Origin of the sequence: Enterobacter sp. BIDMC93 (assembly GCF_001037805.1) — a bacterium.
Classification (GTDB): domain Bacteria; phylum Pseudomonadota; class Gammaproteobacteria; order Enterobacterales; family Enterobacteriaceae; genus Enterobacter; species Enterobacter hormaechei_C.
In genome coordinates this window covers 4,640,843-4,660,207 of the sequence record NZ_KQ089962.1, presented here as the reverse complement: position 1 = coordinate 4,660,207, position 19,365 = coordinate 4,640,843, and the positions used below count along the sequence as shown (strand labels likewise).

The following is a 19,365-nucleotide window of genomic DNA, read 5'->3' as shown; positions in this document are numbered from 1 at the left end:
ATAACGGGATGATTAATCGCGTTAAAGGTTGGGTGCTGGCTGCCACGGTCCTGCTGTGCGCGCAGGCCGGGGCGGCCAGCCTCTCGGATATTCAGGTGTCGAATGGCGATAGCCAGGCCCGTATTACGTTCAGCTTTATGGGCGATCCTGAATATGCTTTCTCACAAATCGACAGCCGCAGCGTGGCGCTCGATATTAAACAGACCGGAGTGATCCAGGGGCTGCCGCTCCAGTTCAGCGGCAACAATCTGGTGAAAAGCATCCGTTCGGGGACGCCGAAGGATGCGCAGTCTCTGCGTCTGGTGGTCGATCTCACCGAAAAGGGCAAGACGAAGGCGGTTAAGCAGCAAAACGGCGCCAATTATACGGTGGTCTTTACCATTAATGCTGATGTTCCGCCCCCGCCACCGCCTGCACCTGTTGTAGCAAAACGCGTGGAGGCGCCGGTTTATACCCCAAGGCCGTCTGAGCCAGCCCGTAATCCGTTTAAATCACAAAATGACCGACTTACCGCCGTGACCAGCAGCAACACGGTGACGCGTCCGGCGGTCAGCGCGCGGCGTACGCCGGTCAGTGGCGACAAAGTGATTATCGCCATCGACGCCGGACACGGCGGGCAAGATCCTGGCGCGATTGGCCCGGGCGGCACGCGGGAGAAAAACGTCACTATCGCCATTGCCCGTAAGCTGCGTGCGCTTCTGAATGACGATCCGATGTTTAAAGGGGTCATGACCCGCGACGGAGATTACTTTATTTCAGTGATGGGACGCTCGGATGTGGCGCGTAAGCAAAACGCCAACTTCCTGGTGTCGATTCACGCGGATGCTGCGCCGAACCGTAACGCCACCGGCGCGTCGGTATGGGTGCTGTCGAACCGTCGCGCCAACAGTGAAATGGCGAACTGGCTTGAAGAGCACGAGAAGCAGTCTGAACTATTAGGCGGGGCAGGCGATGTGCTGGCAAACAGCCAGGCCGATCCGTATCTCAGCCAGGCGGTGTTGGATTTACAGTTCGGTCATTCTCAGCGCGTCGGGTATGATGTCGCCACTAACGTACTGAGCCAGCTGCAAAGCATTGGATCGCTGCATAAGCGTCGCCCTGAGCATGCAAGCCTCGGTGTCCTGCGTTCGCCGGATATTCCGTCGATTCTGGTAGAGACGGGCTTTATCAGTAACAACGGCGAAGAGCGCCTGTTGGGCAGCGACAGCTATCAGCAGCAAATTGCCGAAGCGATTTATAACGGTCTGCGTAAATACTTTGACGCGCATCCGCTTCAGTCTGCGCCGCAGGGCGGGGCCGCCCAGACGGCAAGCGCCGCGCTGCCGGGTGAGATGACCGCGACTAATTAAGGAGAGTTCATGCCGATTCAGGTTCTACCGCCGCAGCTCGCGAACCAAATCGCCGCCGGTGAGGTGGTGGAACGCCCTGCGTCGGTGGTGAAGGAACTGGTGGAAAACAGCCTCGATGCAGGGGCGACCCGCATTGATATTGATATCGAACGCGGGGGCGCAAAGCTTATCCGCATTCGTGATAACGGCTGTGGCATCAAAAAGGACGAGCTGGCGCTGGCGCTGGCGCGTCATGCCACCAGTAAAATTGCCTCACTTGACGATCTGGAAGCGATTATCAGCCTGGGTTTTCGCGGCGAAGCGCTGGCCAGTATCAGCTCCGTTTCCCGCTTAACGTTGACCTCCCGCACGGCCGACCAGCAGGAAGCCTGGCAGGCCTACGCCGAAGGGCGTGATATGGACGTCACGGTTAAACCTGCGGCGCACCCGGTAGGCACCACGCTTGAAGTGCTGGATCTCTTCTATAACACGCCCGCCCGGCGCAAGTTTATGCGAACCGAGAAGACCGAATTCGGACATATCGACGAGATCATCCGCCGCATCGCGCTGGCGCGCTTTGATGTCACCCTCAACCTCAGCCATAACGGTAAGGTGATGCGCCAGTACCGCGCAGTGGCGGAGGGTGGACAAAAGGAGCGTCGGTTGGGCGCCATCTGCGGCACACCGTTTCTGGAAAAAGCGCTGTCCATTGAGTGGCAGCATGGCGATCTGGCCCTGCGCGGCTGGGTTGCCGATCCGAACGCCAGCAGCGCCGCGTTCGCAGAAATTCAGTATTGCTACGTCAACGGCCGCATGATGCGCGACCGCCTGATTAACCACGCTATTCGACAGGCCTGCGAAGATAAGCTCGGCGCCGATCAACAGCCCGCCTTTGTGCTTTATCTGGAGATCGACCCGCACCAGGTTGACGTTAACGTGCACCCCGCCAAGCACGAGGTGCGTTTCCACCAGTCGCGCCTGGTGCATGATTTCATCTACCAGGGCGTTGCCGCTGTATTGCAGCAGCAGGCAGAGCCAGAGTTGCCGCTGGCAAAAGAAGAGCCCGCGCCGCGCCCACTGCCGGAAAACCGCGTGGCGGCCGGGCGTAACCATTTTGCCGAACCGGCGGTCGCGCGCGAGACGGCTGCTCCACGTTTATCCCCGGCGGGCAACGCGCCGCGACCAACCGGCGCCAACTATCCCAACGCTCAGCCGGGCTATCACAAACAGCAGGGGGCGCTGTACCGCAAACTGCTGGATACGCCGGCGGTGGAGCATAAAGAGCACATCACGGTTTCAACCCCTTCTCTGGATGGGCATAGCCAGAGTTTTGGTCGGGTATTGACCATTATTGCCCCCGACATGGCATTGCTTGAACGCGAAGGTAAACTCCTGTTGCTGGCGCTTTCCGTGGCGGAGCGCTGGCTCAAACAGGCGCAGTTAACTCCGGGGGTGAATGCCGCCTGCGCGCAGCCGCTGTTGATCCCCGTTCGCCTGAAAATATCCCCTGAAGAAACAGGGGTTTTGCGGCGCGTGCAGACGCAACTGGCCGAAATGGGGATTGAAATCGTACTGGACGCGCAGCATGTGACAATTCGCGCAGTGCCTTTACCCTTACGCCAACAAAATTTACAAAACTTGATTCCTGAACTGATAGGCTACCTGGCGCAGCAAACGACGTTTGATGCCGCCGATACCGCGCAGTGGATCGCCCGCCATCTGGCCAGCGAGCATGCACCGTGGAGTATGGCGCAGGCGATTACCGTTCTGGCGGAGGTGGAGCGCCTCTGTCCACAGCTGGTGAAAGCGCCTCCAGGTGGTTTGTTACAACCTGTTGATTTACAAACGGCGATGACCGCCCTGAAACATGACTGAAGTAAGTAAGGCGAGCCTGCCAAAGGCGATTTTTTTAATGGGGCCAACGGCCTCCGGCAAAACGGCGTTAGCCATTGAGTTACGTAAAGTTTTGCCAGTAGAGTTGATTAGCGTTGATTCAGCCCTCATCTACCGAGGGATGGACATCGGCACGGCGAAGCCCAACGCAGACGAACTGCGTGCGGCACCGCACCGTTTACTGGATATTCTCGACCCGGCACAGGCTTACTCCGCGGCAGATTTTCGCCGCGACGCCTTAGCCGAGATGGCCGAGATTACCGCCGCGGGACGCATACCGCTGTTAGTTGGCGGCACGATGCTCTACTTTAAGGCGCTGCTGGAGGGGTTATCGCCTCTGCCATCGGCCGATCCGGAAGTGAGAGCGAAGATTGAGCGGCAGGCGGCAGAGCAGGGGTGGGACGCTTTGCACAGGCAACTGGAAGAGATTGACCCGGTTGCCGCAGCGCGGATCCACCCAAACGATCCGCAAAGGCTTTCCCGGGCACTGGAAGTTTTTTTCATTTCGGGTAAAACTTTAACGGAACTGACGCAAACGTCAGGAGACGCTCTGCCGTATCAGGTGCATCAGTTCGCCATCGCCCCGGCGAGCCGTGAACTGCTCCATCAACGAATTGAGCAGCGTTTTCATCAGATGTTGGCTTCAGATTTTGAAGCAGAAGTGCGGGCGCTTTTTGCCCGTGGAGATTTGCATACGGACATGCCTTCCATTCGTTGTGTGGGATACCGCCAGATGTGGTCGTATCTTGAAGGTGAGATTTCATACGATGAAATGGTTTATCGAGGTGTTTGCGCCACGAGACAGTTAGCGAAGCGCCAGATCACCTGGTTACGCGGTTGGGAGGGTGTTCACTGGTTAGACAGTGAAAAACCACAACAGGCGTTAAACGAAGTGATTGAGGTTATTGGTGATATCGCTGACTGAATGTGTACAATTAAGCCGTATCGTGCGCAATTTTTCAGAATCGCAAGGTTCTAAGTACAAAACAAGCATATAAGGAAAAGATAGAATGGCTAAGGGGCAATCTTTACAAGATCCGTTCCTGAACGCATTGCGTCGGGAGCGTGTTCCAGTTTCTATTTATTTGGTGAATGGTATTAAGCTGCAAGGTCAGATTGAGTCTTTCGATCAGTTCGTGATCCTGTTGAAAAACACGGTCAGCCAGATGGTCTATAAGCACGCGATTTCTACTGTTGTTCCGTCCCGTCCGGTATCTCATCACAGCAATAACGCTGGCGGCGGCACTGGCAGTAACTACCATCACGGCAGCAACGCGCAGGGTTCTTCAACACCAGCGCAGGACAGCGAAGAAACCGAATAAGGTTTTGGGCTGTTATCCACACGGGGAGCCAGGGATCCTGCGTTCCCCGCTGATCTTTTTAGAGAGGTTTACGCTTGTTTGACCGTTATGACGCCGGTGAGCAGGCGGTGCTGGTACACATCTATTTTTCGCAAGACAAAGATATGGAAGACCTCCAGGAGTTTGAATCTCTGGTCTCTTCCGCCGGTGTCGAAGCAATGCAGGTGATTACCGGTAGCCGTAAAGCGCCGCACCCGAAGTACTTTGTTGGTGAAGGTAAAGCAGTTGAAATTGCGGATGCCGTAAAAGCAACCGGCGCATCCGTTGTGCTGTTTGATCATGCGCTGTCTCCGGCTCAGGAACGTAACCTGGAAGCTCTCTGCGAATGCCGTGTAATCGATCGCACGGGGTTGATCTTAGATATTTTTGCTCAGCGTGCGCGTACCCACGAGGGTAAGTTGCAGGTTGAGCTGGCGCAGTTGCGCCATCTGGCGACGCGTCTGGTGCGTGGCTGGACACACCTTGAAAGACAAAAAGGCGGGATTGGTTTGCGCGGCCCGGGTGAAACCCAGCTCGAAACCGACCGCCGTTTGCTGCGTGGGCGTATAACTCAGATCCTTTCACGTCTGGAACGTGTAGAGAAACAGCGCGAACAGGGGCGTCGGGCGCGAACGAAAGCCGATATCCCAACGGTGTCGCTGGTGGGTTATACCAACGCCGGTAAATCCACCCTGTTTAACCAGATAACCGAGGCCCAGGTGTATGCCGCAGACCAGCTGTTTGCGACCCTGGACCCAACCCTGCGCCGTATTGACGTCGCAGACGTGGGTGAAACGGTGCTGGCGGATACCGTAGGGTTTATCCGCCATCTGCCGCACGATCTGGTCGCGGCGTTTAAAGCGACGTTGCAGGAGACGCGTCAGGCGACCCTGCTGCTGCACGTCATTGATGCGGCGGACGTACGCGTGCAGGAGAACATCGACGCGGTGAACGTGGTGCTCGAAGAGATCGACGCCCACGAAATTCCCACCCTGTTGGTGATGAACAAGATCGATATGCTGGACGATTTCGAACCGCGTATCGACCGAGACGAAGAGAACAAACCGATTCGGGTCTGGCTGTCTGCTCAGGCCGGGATTGGTGTGCCACTGCTTTTCCAGGCTTTGACAGAACGTCTTTCCGGTGAGGTAGCTCAGCACACGCTGCGACTGCCGCCACAGGAAGGCAGGCTGCGCAGCCGGTTTTATCAGCTTCAGGCGATAGAAAAAGAGTGGATGGAGGATGACGGCAGCGTGGGGATGCAGGTGCGTATGCCGATCGTTGACTGGCGTCGCCTCTGTAAACAAGAACCTGCGCTGGCGGACTATATCGTCTGATCAGAAAGGGGAAGCCTGAAAAATTCGCCCTTGCATAACAAATATGGAGCATATACATGGCGTGGAATCAGCCCGGTAATAACGGACAAGACCGCGACCCGTGGGGAAGCAGCAATAATCAAGGCGGCAACTCTGGGGGAAATGGCAACAAAGGTGGTCGCGAGCAGGGGCCGCCGGATCTGGATGATATCTTCCGCAAACTGAGCAAAAAGCTTGGTGGCCTTGGCGGAGGAAAAGGTTCTGGCTCGGGTGGCAATTCCACTCAGAGTCCGCGCCCGCCAATGGGTGGCCGCGTGGTGGGCATTGTCGCCGCTGCGGTGGTAATCATCTGGGCAGCCAGCGGGTTCTACACCATTAAAGAAGCAGAACGCGGCGTGGTCACCCGTTTCGGTAAGTTCAGCCATCTGGTTGAACCGGGCCTGAACTGGAAGCCGACCTTCATTGATGACGTGACCGCGGTTAACGTGGAGTCCGTCCGTGAGCTGGCCGCCTCTGGCGTGATGTTGACCTCTGACGAGAACGTGGTGCGCGTTGAGATGAACGTACAGTACCGCGTGACCGATCCGGAACGTTATCTGTTTAGCGTGACCAGCGCCGATGACAGCCTGCGTCAGGCAACCGACAGCGCCCTGCGTGGCGTGATCGGCAAATACACCATGGACCGTATCCTGACCGAAGGTCGTACCGTTATTCGTAGCGATACCCAGCGTGAGCTGGAAGAGACCATCCGTCCGTACAACATGGGTATCACCCTGCTGGACGTCAACTTCCAGGCTGCACGTCCGCCGGAAGAGGTGAAAGCCGCGTTTGACGATGCGATTGCCGCGCGTGAAAACGAACAGCAGTACATCCGTGAAGCGGAAGCGTACACCAACGAAGTTCAGCCGCGTGCAAACGGTCAGGCGCAGCGTATTCTGGAAGAAGCGCGTGCGTATAAGACCCAGACCATCCTGGAAGCACAGGGTGAAGTGGCTCGCTTTGCGAAGATCCTGCCGGAATATAAAGCCGCGCCGGAAATTACCCGTGAGCGTCTCTATATCGAGACCATGGAAAAAGTGCTGAGCCATACGCGTAAAGTGCTGGTTAACGACAACAAAGGCGGAAACCTGATGGTCCTGCCGCTGGATCAGATGCTGAAAGGCGGTTCTGCACCGGCAGCAAAAGACAACAGCGGTGCGAACAACCTGCTGCGTCTGCCACCGGCCTCGTCTGGCAGCGCCAGCGCGAACACAACGCCTTCTTCGAACGATGGTGACATTATGGACCAACGCCGTGCTAACGCGCAGCGTAACGACTACCAGCGTCAGGGGGAATAAGGATGCGTAAGTCAGTTATTGCGATCATCATCATCGTACTGGTCGTGCTCTACACCTCCATCTTTGTGGTGAAAGAGGGCGAGCGTGGGATCAAGTTCCAGTTCAGCAGCGTCGTGCGTGATGGCGACAAGCGTCCGGTGATTTATGAGCCGGGTCTGCACTTTAAGATCCCGTTCATTCAGTCAGTGAAAACGCTCGATGCGCGTATCCAGACCATGGATAACCAGGCCGATCGTTTCGTGACCAAAGAGAAGAAAGACCTGATCGTTGATTCCTATATCAAATGGCGCATCAGCGATTTCAGCCGCTACTTCCTGGCAACCGGGGGTGGCGACGTTTCTCAGGCAGAAGTGCTGCTGAAACGTAAGTTCTCTGACCGTCTGCGTTCTGAAATTGGTCGTCTGGATGTGAAAGACATTGTGACCGACTCCCGTGGTCGTCTGACGCTGGAAGTGCGTGATGCGCTGAACTCCGGCTCTGCGGGCACCGAGGATGAAGTTGAAACCCCGGCGGCAGACGATGCGATTGCCAAAGCGGCTGAACGTGTTCAGGCTGAAACCAACGGTAAAGTGCCGGTGATCAACCCGAACAGTATGGCGGCGCTGGGCATCGAAGTGGTTGATGTGCGCATCAAGCAGATCAACCTGCCAGCGGAAGTGTCCGAGGCGATCTACAACCGTATGCGCGCCGAGCGTGAAGCGGTAGCCCGTCGTCACCGTTCACAGGGTCAGGAAGAAGCGGAAAAACTGCGCGCGGCAGCGGACTATGAAGTCACCAAGACGCTGGCGGAATCTGAGCGCCAGGGTCGTATCCTGCGCGGTGAAGGTGATGCCGAAGCGGCTAAACTGTTTGCTGATGCATTCAGCCAGGATCCAGACTTCTACGCCTTCATCCGTAGCCTTCGCGCTTACGAGAATAGCTTCAAGAGCAACCAGGATGTGATGGTGCTCAGCCCGGACAGCGATTTCTTCCGTTATATGAAGACGCCGACCAACGCAACGCGATAAACTCAGGCTCGTTTGAGTATTCAAACCACCGCTCTTCACGGAGCGGTGGTTTTCTTTTATAAGGATGAAAAATGAACTCCACGATCTGGCTCGCACTGGCCCTGGTTTTGGTGCTGGAAGGCCTCGGCCCGATGCTCTATCCGCGCGCATGGCGCCGGATGATCGCGACAATGAGCCAACTCCCGGACAATATTTTGCGTCGTTTTGGCGGTGGTCTTGTGGTTGCCGGTATCGTTATCTACTACATGTTGAGGAAAACGATTGGCTGATCAAAAACTAACCGCAATTGGCATATTTTAGGGTCAAAAAGTGCTGTATATCTGAAAAAGCGATGGTAGAATCCATTTTTAAGCAAACGGTGATTTTGAAAAAATGGGTAACAACGTCGTCGTACTGGGCACCCAATGGGGTGACGAAGGTAAAGGGAAGATTGTTGATCTTCTGACTGAACGGGCTAAATATGTTGTACGCTACCAGGGCGGTCACAACGCAGGCCATACTCTCGTAATCAACGGTGAAAAAACCGTCCTCCATCTTATTCCATCAGGCATTCTTCGCGAAAACGTCACCAGCATCATCGGTAACGGCGTTGTGCTGTCTCCCGCTGCGCTGATGAAAGAGATGAAAGGTCTGGAAGACCGTGGTATCCCTGTTCGTGAGCGTCTGCTGCTCTCCGAAGCCTGCCCGCTGATCCTGGATTATCATGTGGCGCTGGACGTGGCGCGTGAAAAAGCGCGTGGCGCGAAAGCGATCGGCACCACCGGTCGTGGTATCGGCCCGGCTTACGAAGATAAAGTGGCTCGTCGCGGTCTGCGCGTGGGTGACCTCTTTGACAAAGCGACCTTCGCTGAAAAACTGAAAGAAGTGATGGAATATCACAACTTCCAGTTGGTGAACTTCTACAAAGCCGAAGCCGTTGACTACCAGAAAGTGCTGGATGACGTCATGGCGATTGCTGATATTCTGACCGGTATGGTTGTTGATGTGTCCGATCTGCTGGACCAGGCGCGTAAGCGTGGCGATTTCGTCATGTTTGAAGGTGCGCAGGGTACGCTGCTGGACATCGACCACGGTACCTATCCGTACGTAACGTCCTCTAACACCACCGCGGGTGGCGTGGCAACCGGCTCCGGTCTGGGCCCGCGTTATGTCGATTACGTTCTGGGCATCATCAAAGCGTACTCCACTCGCGTGGGTGCAGGTCCATTCCCGACCGAACTGTTTGATGAGACCGGCGAGTTCCTGTGCAAGCAGGGTAACGAGTTTGGCGCGACCACCGGTCGTCGTCGTCGTACCGGCTGGCTGGACGCCGTTGCCGTACGTCGCGCAGTGCAGATCAACTCCCTGTCTGGCTTCTGCCTGACCAAGCTGGACGTACTGGACGGCCTGAAAGAAGTGAAAATCTGCGTAGGCTACCGTATGCCTGATGGCCGCGAAGTGACCACCACTCCGCTGGCTGCTGACGACTGGGAAGGCATTGAGCCAATCTACGAAACCATGCCGGGCTGGTCTGAGACTACCTTTGGTGTGAAAGAGCGTAGTGGCCTGCCTAAAGCCGCGCTGGACTACATCAAGCGCATTGAAGAACTGACCGAAGTGCCGATCGATATTATTTCTACCGGCCCGGATCGTACTGAAACGATGATCCTGCGCGACCCGTTCGACGCATAATCTTCGTGACTGCTGGCCTGCGGGGAAACCCGTAGGCCGGATAAGCGCAGCGCCATCCGGCGACCGCTCCTGGATCTCCGCTTTTTCGCCCCGTCTGTCAAATAAATTAGCCGCTAACTATCTGGCTGGTTTATCATCATTAATGAATATCTCTGCGGTTTGACCGCGTTTTCCCTTTTTCCTGAGGTTGATGTGCAGTTAACAAGTTTCACCGATTACGGCTTACGCGCGCTGATTTACATGGCGTCGTTACCCGATGGGAAGATGACCAGCATCTCTGAAGTCACAGAGGTGTACGGTGTGTCCCGTAATCATATGGTCAAAATAATCAATCAACTTAGTCGTGCCGGATACGTTGCTGCCGTCCGCGGGAAGAATGGAGGGATCCGTCTCGGTAAACCGGCGCAGAGTATCCGTATTGGCGATGTGGTACGTGAACTGGAGCCGCTCTCTCTGGTGAACTGTAGCAGCGCGTTCTGCCACATTACGCCCGCTTGCCGCCTGAAACAGGCGCTTTCAAAGGCCGTGCAAAGTTTTCTCAAGGAACTGGATAACTACACGCTGGCCGATTTGGTTGAAGAGAATCAACCGCTTTATAAATTATTGCTGGTGGAATGAAGAAAATTTCCACCGGAGCTGACAACGGAGGAACCGACATGTCACAAGATCCTTTCCAGGAACGCGAAGCCGAAAAATACGCGAATCCTATCCCCAGCCGCGAGTTCATCATTGAACACTTAACAAAACGCGAAAAACCCGCCAATCGTGAAGAACTTGCCGTTGAACTGAACATTGAAGGTGAAGAGCAAATTGAAGCCCTTCGCCGCCGCCTGCGCGCCATGGAACGTGACGGGCAACTTGTCTTTACTCGTCGCCAGTGCTACGCGCTGCCAGAACGCCTCGACCTGCTGAAAGGCACCGTTATTGGTCATCGCGATGGCTTCGGCTTCCTGCGCGTGGAAGGCCGTAAAGACGACCTGTACCTCTCATCCGAACAGATGAAGATGTGTATTCACGGCGACCAGATCCTGGCGCAGCCGCTGGGTGCAGACCGTAAAGGCCGCCGCGAAGCGCGCGTGGTCCGCGTGCTGGTGCCGAAAACCAGCCAGATTGTAGGCCGTTACTTTACCGATGCGGGCGTAGGCTTTGTGGTGCCGGACGACAGCCGTCTGAGCTTCGACATTCTCATCCCGCCTGAAGAGGTGATGGGCGCACGCATGGGCTTTGTGGTGGTGGTGGAACTCACCCAGCGCCCAACCCGTCGCACCAAAGCGGTGGGTAAAATCGTCGAAGTGCTGGGCGATAACATGGGCACCGGCATGGCCGTCGATATGGCGCTGCGTACCCATGAAATTCCGTATGTCTGGCCGAAAGCGGTTGAAGATCAGATTGAAAACCTGCGTGAAGAAGTGCCGGAAGAGTCCAAAGCAGGCCGCGTGGATCTGCGCGATCTGCCGCTGGTCACCATTGATGGTGAAGACGCCCGTGACTTCGATGATGCCGTATATTGCGAGAAAAAACGCGGTGGCGGCTGGCGTCTGTGGGTGGCTATCGCGGATGTGAGCTATTACGTGCGTCCGCACACGCCGCTGGATAACGAAGCGCGCAGCCGCGGTACGTCGGTCTACTTCCCGTCGCAGGTTGTACCGATGCTGCCAGAAGTGCTCTCCAACGGCCTGTGTTCCCTCAACCCGCAGGTGGACCGCCTGTGTATGGTCTGCGAGATGACCATCTCCAGCAAGGGACGTCTGACGGGCTATAAGTTCTACGAAGCGGTGATGAGTTCTCATGCGCGCCTGACCTATACCAAGGTCTGGCATATGTTGCAGGGCGATCAGGATCTTCGCGAACAGTACGCGCCGCTGGTCAAACACATCGAAGAGCTGCACAACCTCTACAAAACGCTGGATCAGGCGCGCGAAGAGCGCGGTGGGATCTCGTTTGAGAGTGAAGAGGCGAAGTTTATCTTTAACGCTGAGCGTCGTATCGAGCGTATCGAACAGACTCAGCGTAACGATGCGCACAAGCTGATTGAAGAGTGTATGATCCTGGCGAACATCTCGGCGGCACGTTTCGTTGAGAAAGCCAAAGAGCCTGCGCTGTTCCGTATTCACGACAAGCCAACCACGGAGGCCGTAACCTCGTTCCGCTCCGTGCTGGCTGAACTCGGCCTGGAGCTGCCTGGCGGTAATAAGCCTGAGCCACGCGATTACGCCGAGCTGCTGGAATCCATCAGCGATCGTCCTGACGCGGAAATGCTGCAAACCATGCTGCTGCGCTCCATGAAGCAGGCGATTTACGATCCTGAAAACCGGGGCCACTTTGGTCTGGCGTTACAGTCGTACGCGCACTTTACCTCGCCGATCCGCCGTTATCCGGATCTGTCCCTGCACCGTGCGATCAAGTATCTGCTGGCGCACGAGCAGGGTCATAAAGGCAACACGACCGAAACCGGAGGGTATCACTACTCCATGGACGAGATGTTGCAACTGGGCCAGCATTGTTCCATGACCGAGCGTCGTGCGGATGAAGCGACGCGCGACGTGGCGGACTGGCTGAAGTGTGACTTTATGCTGGATCAGGTGGGTAACGTCTTTAAAGGCGTGATTGCCAGCGTCACCGGCTTTGGCTTCTTCGTGCGTCTGGATGAGCTGTTTATCGACGGTCTGGTGCACGTTTCCAGCCTCGATAACGATTACTACCGCTTCGACCAGGTCGGACAACGTCTGATCGGCGAATCCGGCGGCCAGACCTACCGTCTGGGCGATCGGGTGGAAGTGAAGGTTGAAGCCGTGAATATGGACGACCGTAAAATCGACTTCAGCCTCATCTCCAGCGAGCGTGCTCCGCGTAACGTCGGCAAAACCGAGCGTGAGAAAGCGAAAAAAGGCGGTAACGGTAAAGCGGGCGGTAAGCGACGTCAGGCAGGTAAAAGAGTAAACTTTGAGCCAGACAGTGCTTTCCGTGGCGAGAAGAAACAGAAGCCCAAGGCGGCGAAAAAAGACGCTCGTAAAGCGAAAAAACCGTCGACCAAGACCCAAAAAATAGCGGCCGCGACCAAAGCGAAGCGCGCGGCGAAGAAACAGCAGGCGGAGTAATTTCCCCTCACCCTGACCCTCTCCCCAACGGGAGAGGGAAAATATTTATTACGAGAACCATCAATGAGTGAAATGATTTACGGCATCCACGCGGTGCAGGCCCTGCTGGAGCGCGCGCCGGAGCGTTTTCAGGAAGTTTTTATTCTGAAAGGGCGTGAAGATAAACGTCTGATGCCGCTGATCCACGCGCTGGAAGCGCAGGGCGTAGTGATCCAGCTGGCGAACCGCCAGTATCTGGATGAAAAAAGCGAAGGTGCTGTACACCAGGGTATTATCGCGCGCGTGAAGCCAGGCCGTCAGTATCAGGAGAACGATCTGCCGGATCTGATCGCCGGGCTGGAGAACCCGTTCTTCCTGATCCTCGATGGCGTAACCGACCCACATAACCTGGGCGCGTGCCTGCGTAGCGCCGATGCAGCAGGCGTGCATGCGGTGATTGTGCCAAAAGATCGCTCCGCGCAGCTTAACGCTACCGCTAAAAAAGTCGCCTGCGGCGCGGCGGAAAACGTCCCGTTAATCCGCGTGACTAACCTGGCGCGCACCATGCGTCTGTTGCAGGAAGAAAATATCTGGATCGTAGGAACAGCCGGTGAAGCGGATCACACCCTGTACCAGAGCAAAATGACCGGCCGTATGGCGCTGGTGATGGGAGCGGAAGGCGAAGGTATGCGTCGTCTGACGCGCGAGCACTGCGATGAGCTGATCAGCATCCCAATGGCGGGCAGCGTATCGTCCCTGAACGTTTCCGTTGCGACGGGTATCTGCCTGTTTGAAGCGGTGCGTCAGCGCGGGTAGCCTGTTGTGCCGGGTGGCGGCTTCGCCTTACCCGGCCTACAAAAGCATGGTACCGTAGGCCCGGTAAGCGTAGCGCCACCGGGCAACAATCTCACTCCTCTAACGACCGTAAATGGTCATCCTTTCTCAGCGTCATCAGCGCGAAAATACTCACCACCGCCGTTGCCATCACGTAGTACGCCGGAATATCCAGATTGCCCGTCTCTTTAATCAGCCCGGTAATGATCAGCCCCGCACAGCCCGAGAAGATCGCATTCGACAGAGAATAGGCCAGCCCCAGCCCGGTATAACGCACGCGCGTCGGGAACATCTCAGACAGCATTGCCGGCCCCGGCCCTGCCAGCATCCCAACCAGACCCCCCGCAATCAGCACCACAATCGCTTTGACTGCCAGCGTACTGGATTCCGCCTGCAAAATTTTCAGCAGCGGCAGGGCGAGGATCAGCAGGAGCACGGTGGCGATAATCATCACCGTGCGCCGCCCGATCCTGTCGCTCAGCATGCCCGACGGAATGATCGTGAGCGCAAACCCAATGTTAGAAATCACCGCAATCAGTAACGCCTGGTTAAAACCGGTGTGCAGCGCAGATTGCAGATAGGTCGGCATAATCACCAGATAGGTATAACCCGCCGCAGACCAGACCATCACGCGGCCAATGCCCATCAGGATGGTTTTGAACGTGGCGGCGGTGCTGGCCTGAGTAACAACCGGTTTTTCCCGTTGCTGCACAAAGCTCGGCGTCTCTTCCATGCTCACCCGCAGCCATAGCGCGACCGCACCCATCGGCAGCGCCAGGAAGAACGGAATGCGCCAGCCCCAGTCGTGCAAGGCTTCAGGGGAGAGCAGGGCAGAGAGCAACGCGACAATGCCTGCGCCCGCTAACAGCCCGAGCGCCACGGTAAAGGACTGCCATGCCCCGTAAAGACCGCGCTTGCCGCGCGGGGCGAACTCCGTCATCAATGAGACCGCACCGCCATACTCACCGCCCGCGAACAGTCCTTGCAGAATACGCAGGAGCGTAACGATCAGCGGCGCGGCAATCCCGATACTGGCGTAGACCGGCACAATACCGATGGCAGCGGTGGCGAGCGTCATCAATACCAGCACTATAATCAGCGTCGGTTTGCGGCCAATCCTGTCGCCAATGCGGCCAAAGACCACCGCACCCAGCGGACGGAAGAAGAAAGCGATGGCGAACGAGGCCCAGGTGAGGATCAGGCTGGTGAGCTCCGCTTCCCCCTCAAGCTGGAAGAAGTTTCTGGCAATCACCGTTGCCAGAAAACCGTAGACCGCAAATTCATACCACTCGATGAAATTACCGATGGAGCCTGCAATTAATGCACGCTTGTGCGCATCCTGTTGCATAACGATCCTCACATAAACGGGGTAAGAATAAATTATTCAGCATTGGTGAAGTAATGAAATAGTTTATTCTTATGTTCTGTGAGCTATTTCACGAATGATATCAACACGATCGTCATCGTGTGACCCCCCTCCCATGCAGCGTGCATGCCCTCTGTCCATACTTACCTTTATTGCCAATGAAAGGAGGGAGACAGCATGCACTGGCAGACACATACCGTTTTTAATCAACCTGCACCGCTATCGAACAGCAACCTTTTTCTCTCTGATTGCGCCCTGCGCGATGCGGTAGCGCGCGAAGGGGCTGAGTGGGATGTGGATCTTCTTGCCAGCATCGGACAGCAGTTGGGTACGGCGGAGTCGCTGGAGCTGGGCAGGCTGGCGAACGTTAATCCGCCGGAACTGCTGCGTTATGACGCCACGGGAGCGAGGCTGGATGACGTCCGCTTTCATCCGGCATGGCATCTTCTGATGCAGGGGCTTTGCGCCAACCGGGTGCACAACCTGGCGTGGGAGGAGGAGGCGCGGAAAGGATCGTTCGTCGCCCGGGCCGCGCGTTTTGTGCTTCATGCACAGGTGGAGGCGGGAACGCTATGCCCGGTGACCATGACCTTCGCCGCCACGCCGCTGTTGCTACAGTCGCTGCCCAAACCGTTTCACGACTGGTTAACGCCGCTGATGAGCGATCGCTACGATCCCCATCTCGCACCGGGGGCGCAAAAGCGCGGCCTGCTGATCGGCATGGGGATGACGGAAAAGCAGGGCGGTTCGGACGTACTCAGTAATACCACCAAAGCAGAGAAATGCAGTGATGGCAGTTACCGGCTGGTGGGGCACAAATGGTTTTTCTCCGTGCCGCAGAGCGATGCGCATCTGGTGCTGGCGCAGGCGAAGGGCGGGCTTTCCTGCTTTTTTGTTCCGCGTTTTTTACCCGACGGGCAACGTAATGCCGTGCGCCTTGAGCGTCTGAAGGACAAGCTCGGTAACCGTTCAAATGCCAGCAGTGAGGCTGAGTTCCTTGATGCTTACGGCTGGCTGCTGGGCGAAGAGGGTGAAGGTGTCCGGCAAATTCTGAAGATGGGCGGGCTGACGCGCTTTGACTGTGCGCTTGGCAGCCACGGATTGATGCGCCGTGCGCTCTCGGTGGCGCTTTATCATGCCCATCAGCGGCAGACCTTCGGCAAAAATCTGATCGACCAGCCGTTAATGCGCGACGTGCTAAGCCGTATGGCGCTGGTGCTGGAGGGACACACGGCACTGCTGTTCCGACTCGCCCGGGCGTGGGACAACCGCACCGACCCGCAGGAGGTCGCATGGGCGCGGCTTTTCACTCCGGCGGCAAAATACAGCGTCTGCAAAGCGGGCATACCGTTTGTGGCAGAGGCAATGGAGGTGCTGGGCGGCGCAGGCTATTGCGAAGAGAGTGAGCTTCCACGGTTGTACCGTGAAATGCCCGTCAACAGCATCTGGGAAGGCTCTGGCAATATTATGTGCCTGGATGTACTGCGCGTGCTGGCGAAGCAGTCGGGTATTCTCGACCTGCTCGCCGATGATTTCGCGCAGGTCAAAGGCCAGGACAGGCATTTCGATCGCAGCTGGCGGCAGCTACAGCAGAAGCTGCGTAAACCGCAGGAAGCGCAGGGCAGGGAGATCGCGCGGCAGCTCTTTTTACTCGGGGCCGGAAGTCAGATGCTGCGGCACGCATCGCCGCCCGTGGCGCAGGCGTGGTGCCGCATGATGCTGGATACCCGAGGCGGCACGCTGATGAGCGAACAGGTGCAAACCGACCTGCTGCTGCGTGCCACGGGCCGGGTCGGTTAAGCTTTCAGCTGGAACAGGCTCACCAGCCGGGTGAGATGTGAACCCTTCTCGCGCAGCGTCTGTGCCGTCTGCTCGCTGCGTGAGATGCGATCGGCATTGATGTGCGATGCCTCACCGATGTGCGTCATCGCCAGATTCACCTGACCAATCCCCGCAGACTGCTCGCGGGAGGCGTGGTTGATCTCGGTGACAAGCTGGCTGATGTTATCGATATGAACAATGATGGCATCCATCGCCAGACGCGTCTGCTCAGACAGCGCATGGCCTTCGCTCACCTTGTTCAGCGTGTCGCCAATCAACTGTTCAATCTCTTTTACCGCATTGGCGCTGCGTGCGGCCAGGGCGCGCACCTCTTGCGCCACCACTGCGAAACCTTTCCCGTGCTCGCCCGCCCGCGCCGCTTCAACCGCCGCATTGAGCGCCAGGATATTGGTCTGGAAAGCGATGGACTCAATCACGCGGGTGATGTCTTCAATGCGTTTCGATGCATCACGAATATCATCCATGGTGGAGACTGCGTGGGTCACCGTCTCTCCACCCTGATGCACCGCGCGCGAGGTTTCACCCACCAGCTGCTGCGTTTGCTCCATGTTGGCGGCATTTTGCTGCACGGTGGCGGCTAATTGCTCCATGCTGGCGGAGGTCTCCTCAACGCTGCTGGCCTGCTTGTTGATCTGTTCAGAGATCTCGCCGGTATCTGAAGCCAGCGCGTTAGTCCCCAGATGGATTTCGCTTGCGGCCTCGCGGACCTGCAACACAATTTTTTGCAGGCCGCCCCCGATCCCGTTGATGGCATCAATCAGCTGGCCGACCTCATCCTGGCGGGTTACCGGCAGGCTGGCGCGCAGATCGCCTGCGGCATACTGCCGTGCAAGCGCGATCACTGCGCGCAGTGGGCGGGTTAGCATCCGGCGAATGAGGATAACGAACAGGCCCGCGAAGAGCGCGGATAGCACCACGCCCGCGATCAGGAAGCGATCGCGCAGCGTGGTGACGCTTGAAAGCAGTACGGCTTTATCCACTTCACCCACGATGGTCCAGTTCCAGCCCGGCAGCGGCGTGTAGGCAACTTTGAGCGTACGGCCATCTGCGCTCACGCGCTCCAGCGTGCCGGCTTTATCACTCAGAAGCTGCTGCTGTGTCGCCGTGTCCCAGTTGGGCAGTTTGCCCTCATCGCTGGCATGGAACAGATACTGTCCGCGCGTTTTGCCGCTGCTGCGATCCAGTACAAAGAAGTGGCCGCTCTCGCCCAGACGACGGTTAAGGATTTTCTCGCGCATGACGTTCCACGAATGGGTGATGTCCACGCCGACAAAGATAATCCCGATAACCTGGCCTTCCGCATTTTTAACAGGCTGGTACTGCGTGATATAGCGCTTGCCGAACAGCAGCGCGAGGCCACGATAGACCTCCCCTTTGGTGACAGCCGCAAATGCCGGGCTGGTGGTATCAAGAACGGTTCCGATGGCGCGGTCGCCATTCTCTTTGCGCAGCGACGTGGCCACGCGGATAAAATCGTTACCGCTGCGGACAAACAGCGTCGAGATGGCGCCCGTTCGGCTCAGGAAGTCATCAGAAAGCGTATTGTTTTCATGCAACTCCGTTTCGCCGCCTTTCAGCAGAGGAACGGTAAGCCCGTTTATGGTCCGGCTCTGGCTGCTGTCGCTGTTCAGCGGCTGTGGCAAAAAGGTGGTGAACAGACGGGTATAGCTTTCAACCTCTTCGCTCAGGCTGGTGTTGAACATCTCTACCATATCCACCATGCCGGTGGACTGGTTATGCAGGTCTTCAACCGCAAGATCTTCAAGCTGCTGGCTGGCGTTGTGGCTCAACAGAAAAGTGAACAGCAAAAAAAGCGTGGCGACACTTGCACCTGTTAGCAGCGATAGCTTCGTGCCCAGACCTGCCCGGCGGAAAAAGGTGATCATAAATTGCTCATTATTGAAAAGTGATGGCTGTTCAACGGCAGAGCGAAGAGAACGTTTATATGTTTAATGTAACTGAATGTTACCTATTTGTTTTTATTAAGTTTCGGGAGGGATAAAAAATTTGCAAAAGTGAAAAGCCACTAAAATTAAGTGGCTTTTATCGGAAGGGATTATGCATAAAGAATGGCCTGCACGCGCCAGTGATTAACATGGTTATCTTCCTGCATCTGGACGATGCGATACCAGGATGCGCCCTGTTCATCGGCCTTCAGGGCGACGACACGTTCAACGTCTTGCGGACTTCCCGTGATATTATTGACGGAGATCTGACCAATCTCGTTCAGGCCCGTGACGCAATCCGCGCTGGCAAATTCGGCCGACTGCGCCGTGGTGCTCAGCAGGCCCGCTGAAAGCAATAGCGTCGTTAAAGCAAGGGTTCGTTTCATCGTCAGCTCCTTTTCACGTGTC

Annotated in this window: 16 protein-coding genes; 13 read left to right on the top strand and 3 right to left on the bottom strand. The window is 56.7% G+C overall.

The genetic code is table 11. From position 1 onward, the window contains the following. Positions 1-8 precede the first annotated feature (8 nt). From amiB to rlmB, 12 genes are all read left to right on the top strand, one after another. Positions 9-1,349: an N-acetylmuramoyl-L-alanine amidase AmiB gene (gene amiB / locus SK58_RS21755; RefSeq protein WP_023295800.1), complete on the top strand. Its 1,341-nt coding sequence runs from the start codon at positions 9-11 to the stop codon at positions 1,347-1,349. Positions 1,350-1,358: 9 nt separating this feature from the next. Beyond that, entirely contained in the window at positions 1,359-3,203 is a 1,845-nt protein-coding gene (mutL, locus tag SK58_RS21750; RefSeq protein WP_045330360.1) for a DNA mismatch repair endonuclease MutL, read from the top strand. Then, complete coding sequence (miaA, locus tag SK58_RS21745) at positions 3,196-4,146, top strand: tRNA (adenosine(37)-N6)-dimethylallyltransferase MiaA (protein WP_023302956.1); 951 nt, start codon at positions 3,196-3,198, stop codon at positions 4,144-4,146. The genes mutL and miaA overlap by 8 nt, the downstream gene beginning before the upstream one ends. Before the next feature lie 85 nt (positions 4,147-4,231). After that, positions 4,232-4,543 carry an RNA chaperone Hfq gene (gene hfq / locus SK58_RS21740; RefSeq protein ID WP_003855990.1) on the top strand — a complete coding sequence of 104 codons (312 nt, stop codon included), beginning with the start codon at positions 4,232-4,234 and terminating at the stop codon, positions 4,541-4,543. A gap of 74 nt (positions 4,544-4,617) precedes the next feature. After that, the gene (gene hflX, locus SK58_RS21735; protein ID WP_003855991.1) at positions 4,618-5,898 is read left to right on the top strand and encodes a ribosome rescue GTPase HflX; all 1,281 of its coding nucleotides are present in this window, start codon (positions 4,618-4,620) and stop codon (positions 5,896-5,898) included. Positions 5,899-5,954: 56 nt separating this feature from the next. After that, positions 5,955-7,214, top strand: a complete 1,260-nt coding sequence (gene hflK / locus SK58_RS21730) for an FtsH protease activity modulator HflK (protein WP_003855992.1) — start codon at positions 5,955-5,957, stop codon at positions 7,212-7,214. A gap of 2 nt (positions 7,215-7,216) precedes the next feature. Beyond that, on the top strand, positions 7,217-8,221 hold the full coding sequence (hflC, locus tag SK58_RS21725) for a protease modulator HflC (protein WP_003855994.1): 1,005 nt from the start codon (positions 7,217-7,219) through the stop codon (positions 8,219-8,221). A 71-nt stretch (positions 8,222-8,292) separates the two neighbouring features. Beyond that, a complete protein-coding gene (locus SK58_RS21720) occupies positions 8,293-8,490 on the top strand; it encodes a DUF2065 domain-containing protein (protein ID WP_003855996.1) in 198 nt (65 codons plus the stop codon). A 103-nt stretch (positions 8,491-8,593) separates the two neighbouring features. Continuing rightward, positions 8,594-9,892, top strand: a complete 1,299-nt coding sequence (locus SK58_RS21715) for an adenylosuccinate synthase (protein ID WP_003855997.1) — start codon at positions 8,594-8,596, stop codon at positions 9,890-9,892. A 192-nt stretch (positions 9,893-10,084) separates the two neighbouring features. Beyond that, positions 10,085-10,510: a nitric oxide-sensing transcriptional repressor NsrR gene (nsrR, locus tag SK58_RS21710; protein WP_003855998.1), complete on the top strand. Its 426-nt coding sequence runs from the start codon at positions 10,085-10,087 to the stop codon at positions 10,508-10,510. A gap of 38 nt (positions 10,511-10,548) precedes the next feature. Then, positions 10,549-12,990 carry a ribonuclease R gene (gene rnr / locus SK58_RS21705; protein WP_023295804.1) on the top strand — a complete coding sequence of 814 codons (2,442 nt, stop codon included), beginning with the start codon at positions 10,549-10,551 and terminating at the stop codon, positions 12,988-12,990. Between the two features lie 63 nt (positions 12,991-13,053). Continuing rightward, positions 13,054-13,785, top strand: coding sequence for a 23S rRNA (guanosine(2251)-2'-O)-methyltransferase RlmB (rlmB, locus tag SK58_RS21700; RefSeq protein ID WP_015572470.1), 732 nt, complete (start codon positions 13,054-13,056; stop codon positions 13,783-13,785). A 91-nt stretch (positions 13,786-13,876) separates the two neighbouring features. Here the strand turns inward: rlmB and SK58_RS21695 are convergent, their stop codons facing one another. Then, positions 13,877-15,151 carry an MFS transporter gene (locus SK58_RS21695; protein ID WP_015572471.1) on the bottom strand — a complete coding sequence of 425 codons (1,275 nt, stop codon included), beginning with the start codon at positions 15,149-15,151 and terminating at the stop codon, positions 13,877-13,879. A gap of 195 nt (positions 15,152-15,346) precedes the next feature. On the opposite strand from SK58_RS21695, the gene SK58_RS21690 reads away from it, so the two are divergent. Continuing rightward, complete coding sequence (locus SK58_RS21690; protein ID WP_023302958.1) at positions 15,347-16,969, top strand: isovaleryl-CoA dehydrogenase; 1,623 nt, start codon at positions 15,347-15,349, stop codon at positions 16,967-16,969. Here the strand turns inward: SK58_RS21690 and SK58_RS21685 are convergent. Both SK58_RS21685 and yjfN read right to left on the bottom strand, forming a co-directional pair. Further along, positions 16,966-18,897: a methyl-accepting chemotaxis protein gene (locus SK58_RS21685; protein WP_023302959.1), complete on the bottom strand. Its 1,932-nt coding sequence runs from the start codon at positions 18,895-18,897 to the stop codon at positions 16,966-16,968. The two genes, SK58_RS21690 and SK58_RS21685, sit on opposite strands and share 4 nt — an antisense overlap. A gap of 170 nt (positions 18,898-19,067) precedes the next feature. Beyond that, entirely contained in the window at positions 19,068-19,343 is a 276-nt protein-coding gene (yjfN, locus tag SK58_RS21680) for a DUF1471 family protease activator YjfN (RefSeq protein WP_017694671.1), read from the bottom strand. Between the last annotated feature and the right edge of the window lie 22 nt (positions 19,344-19,365).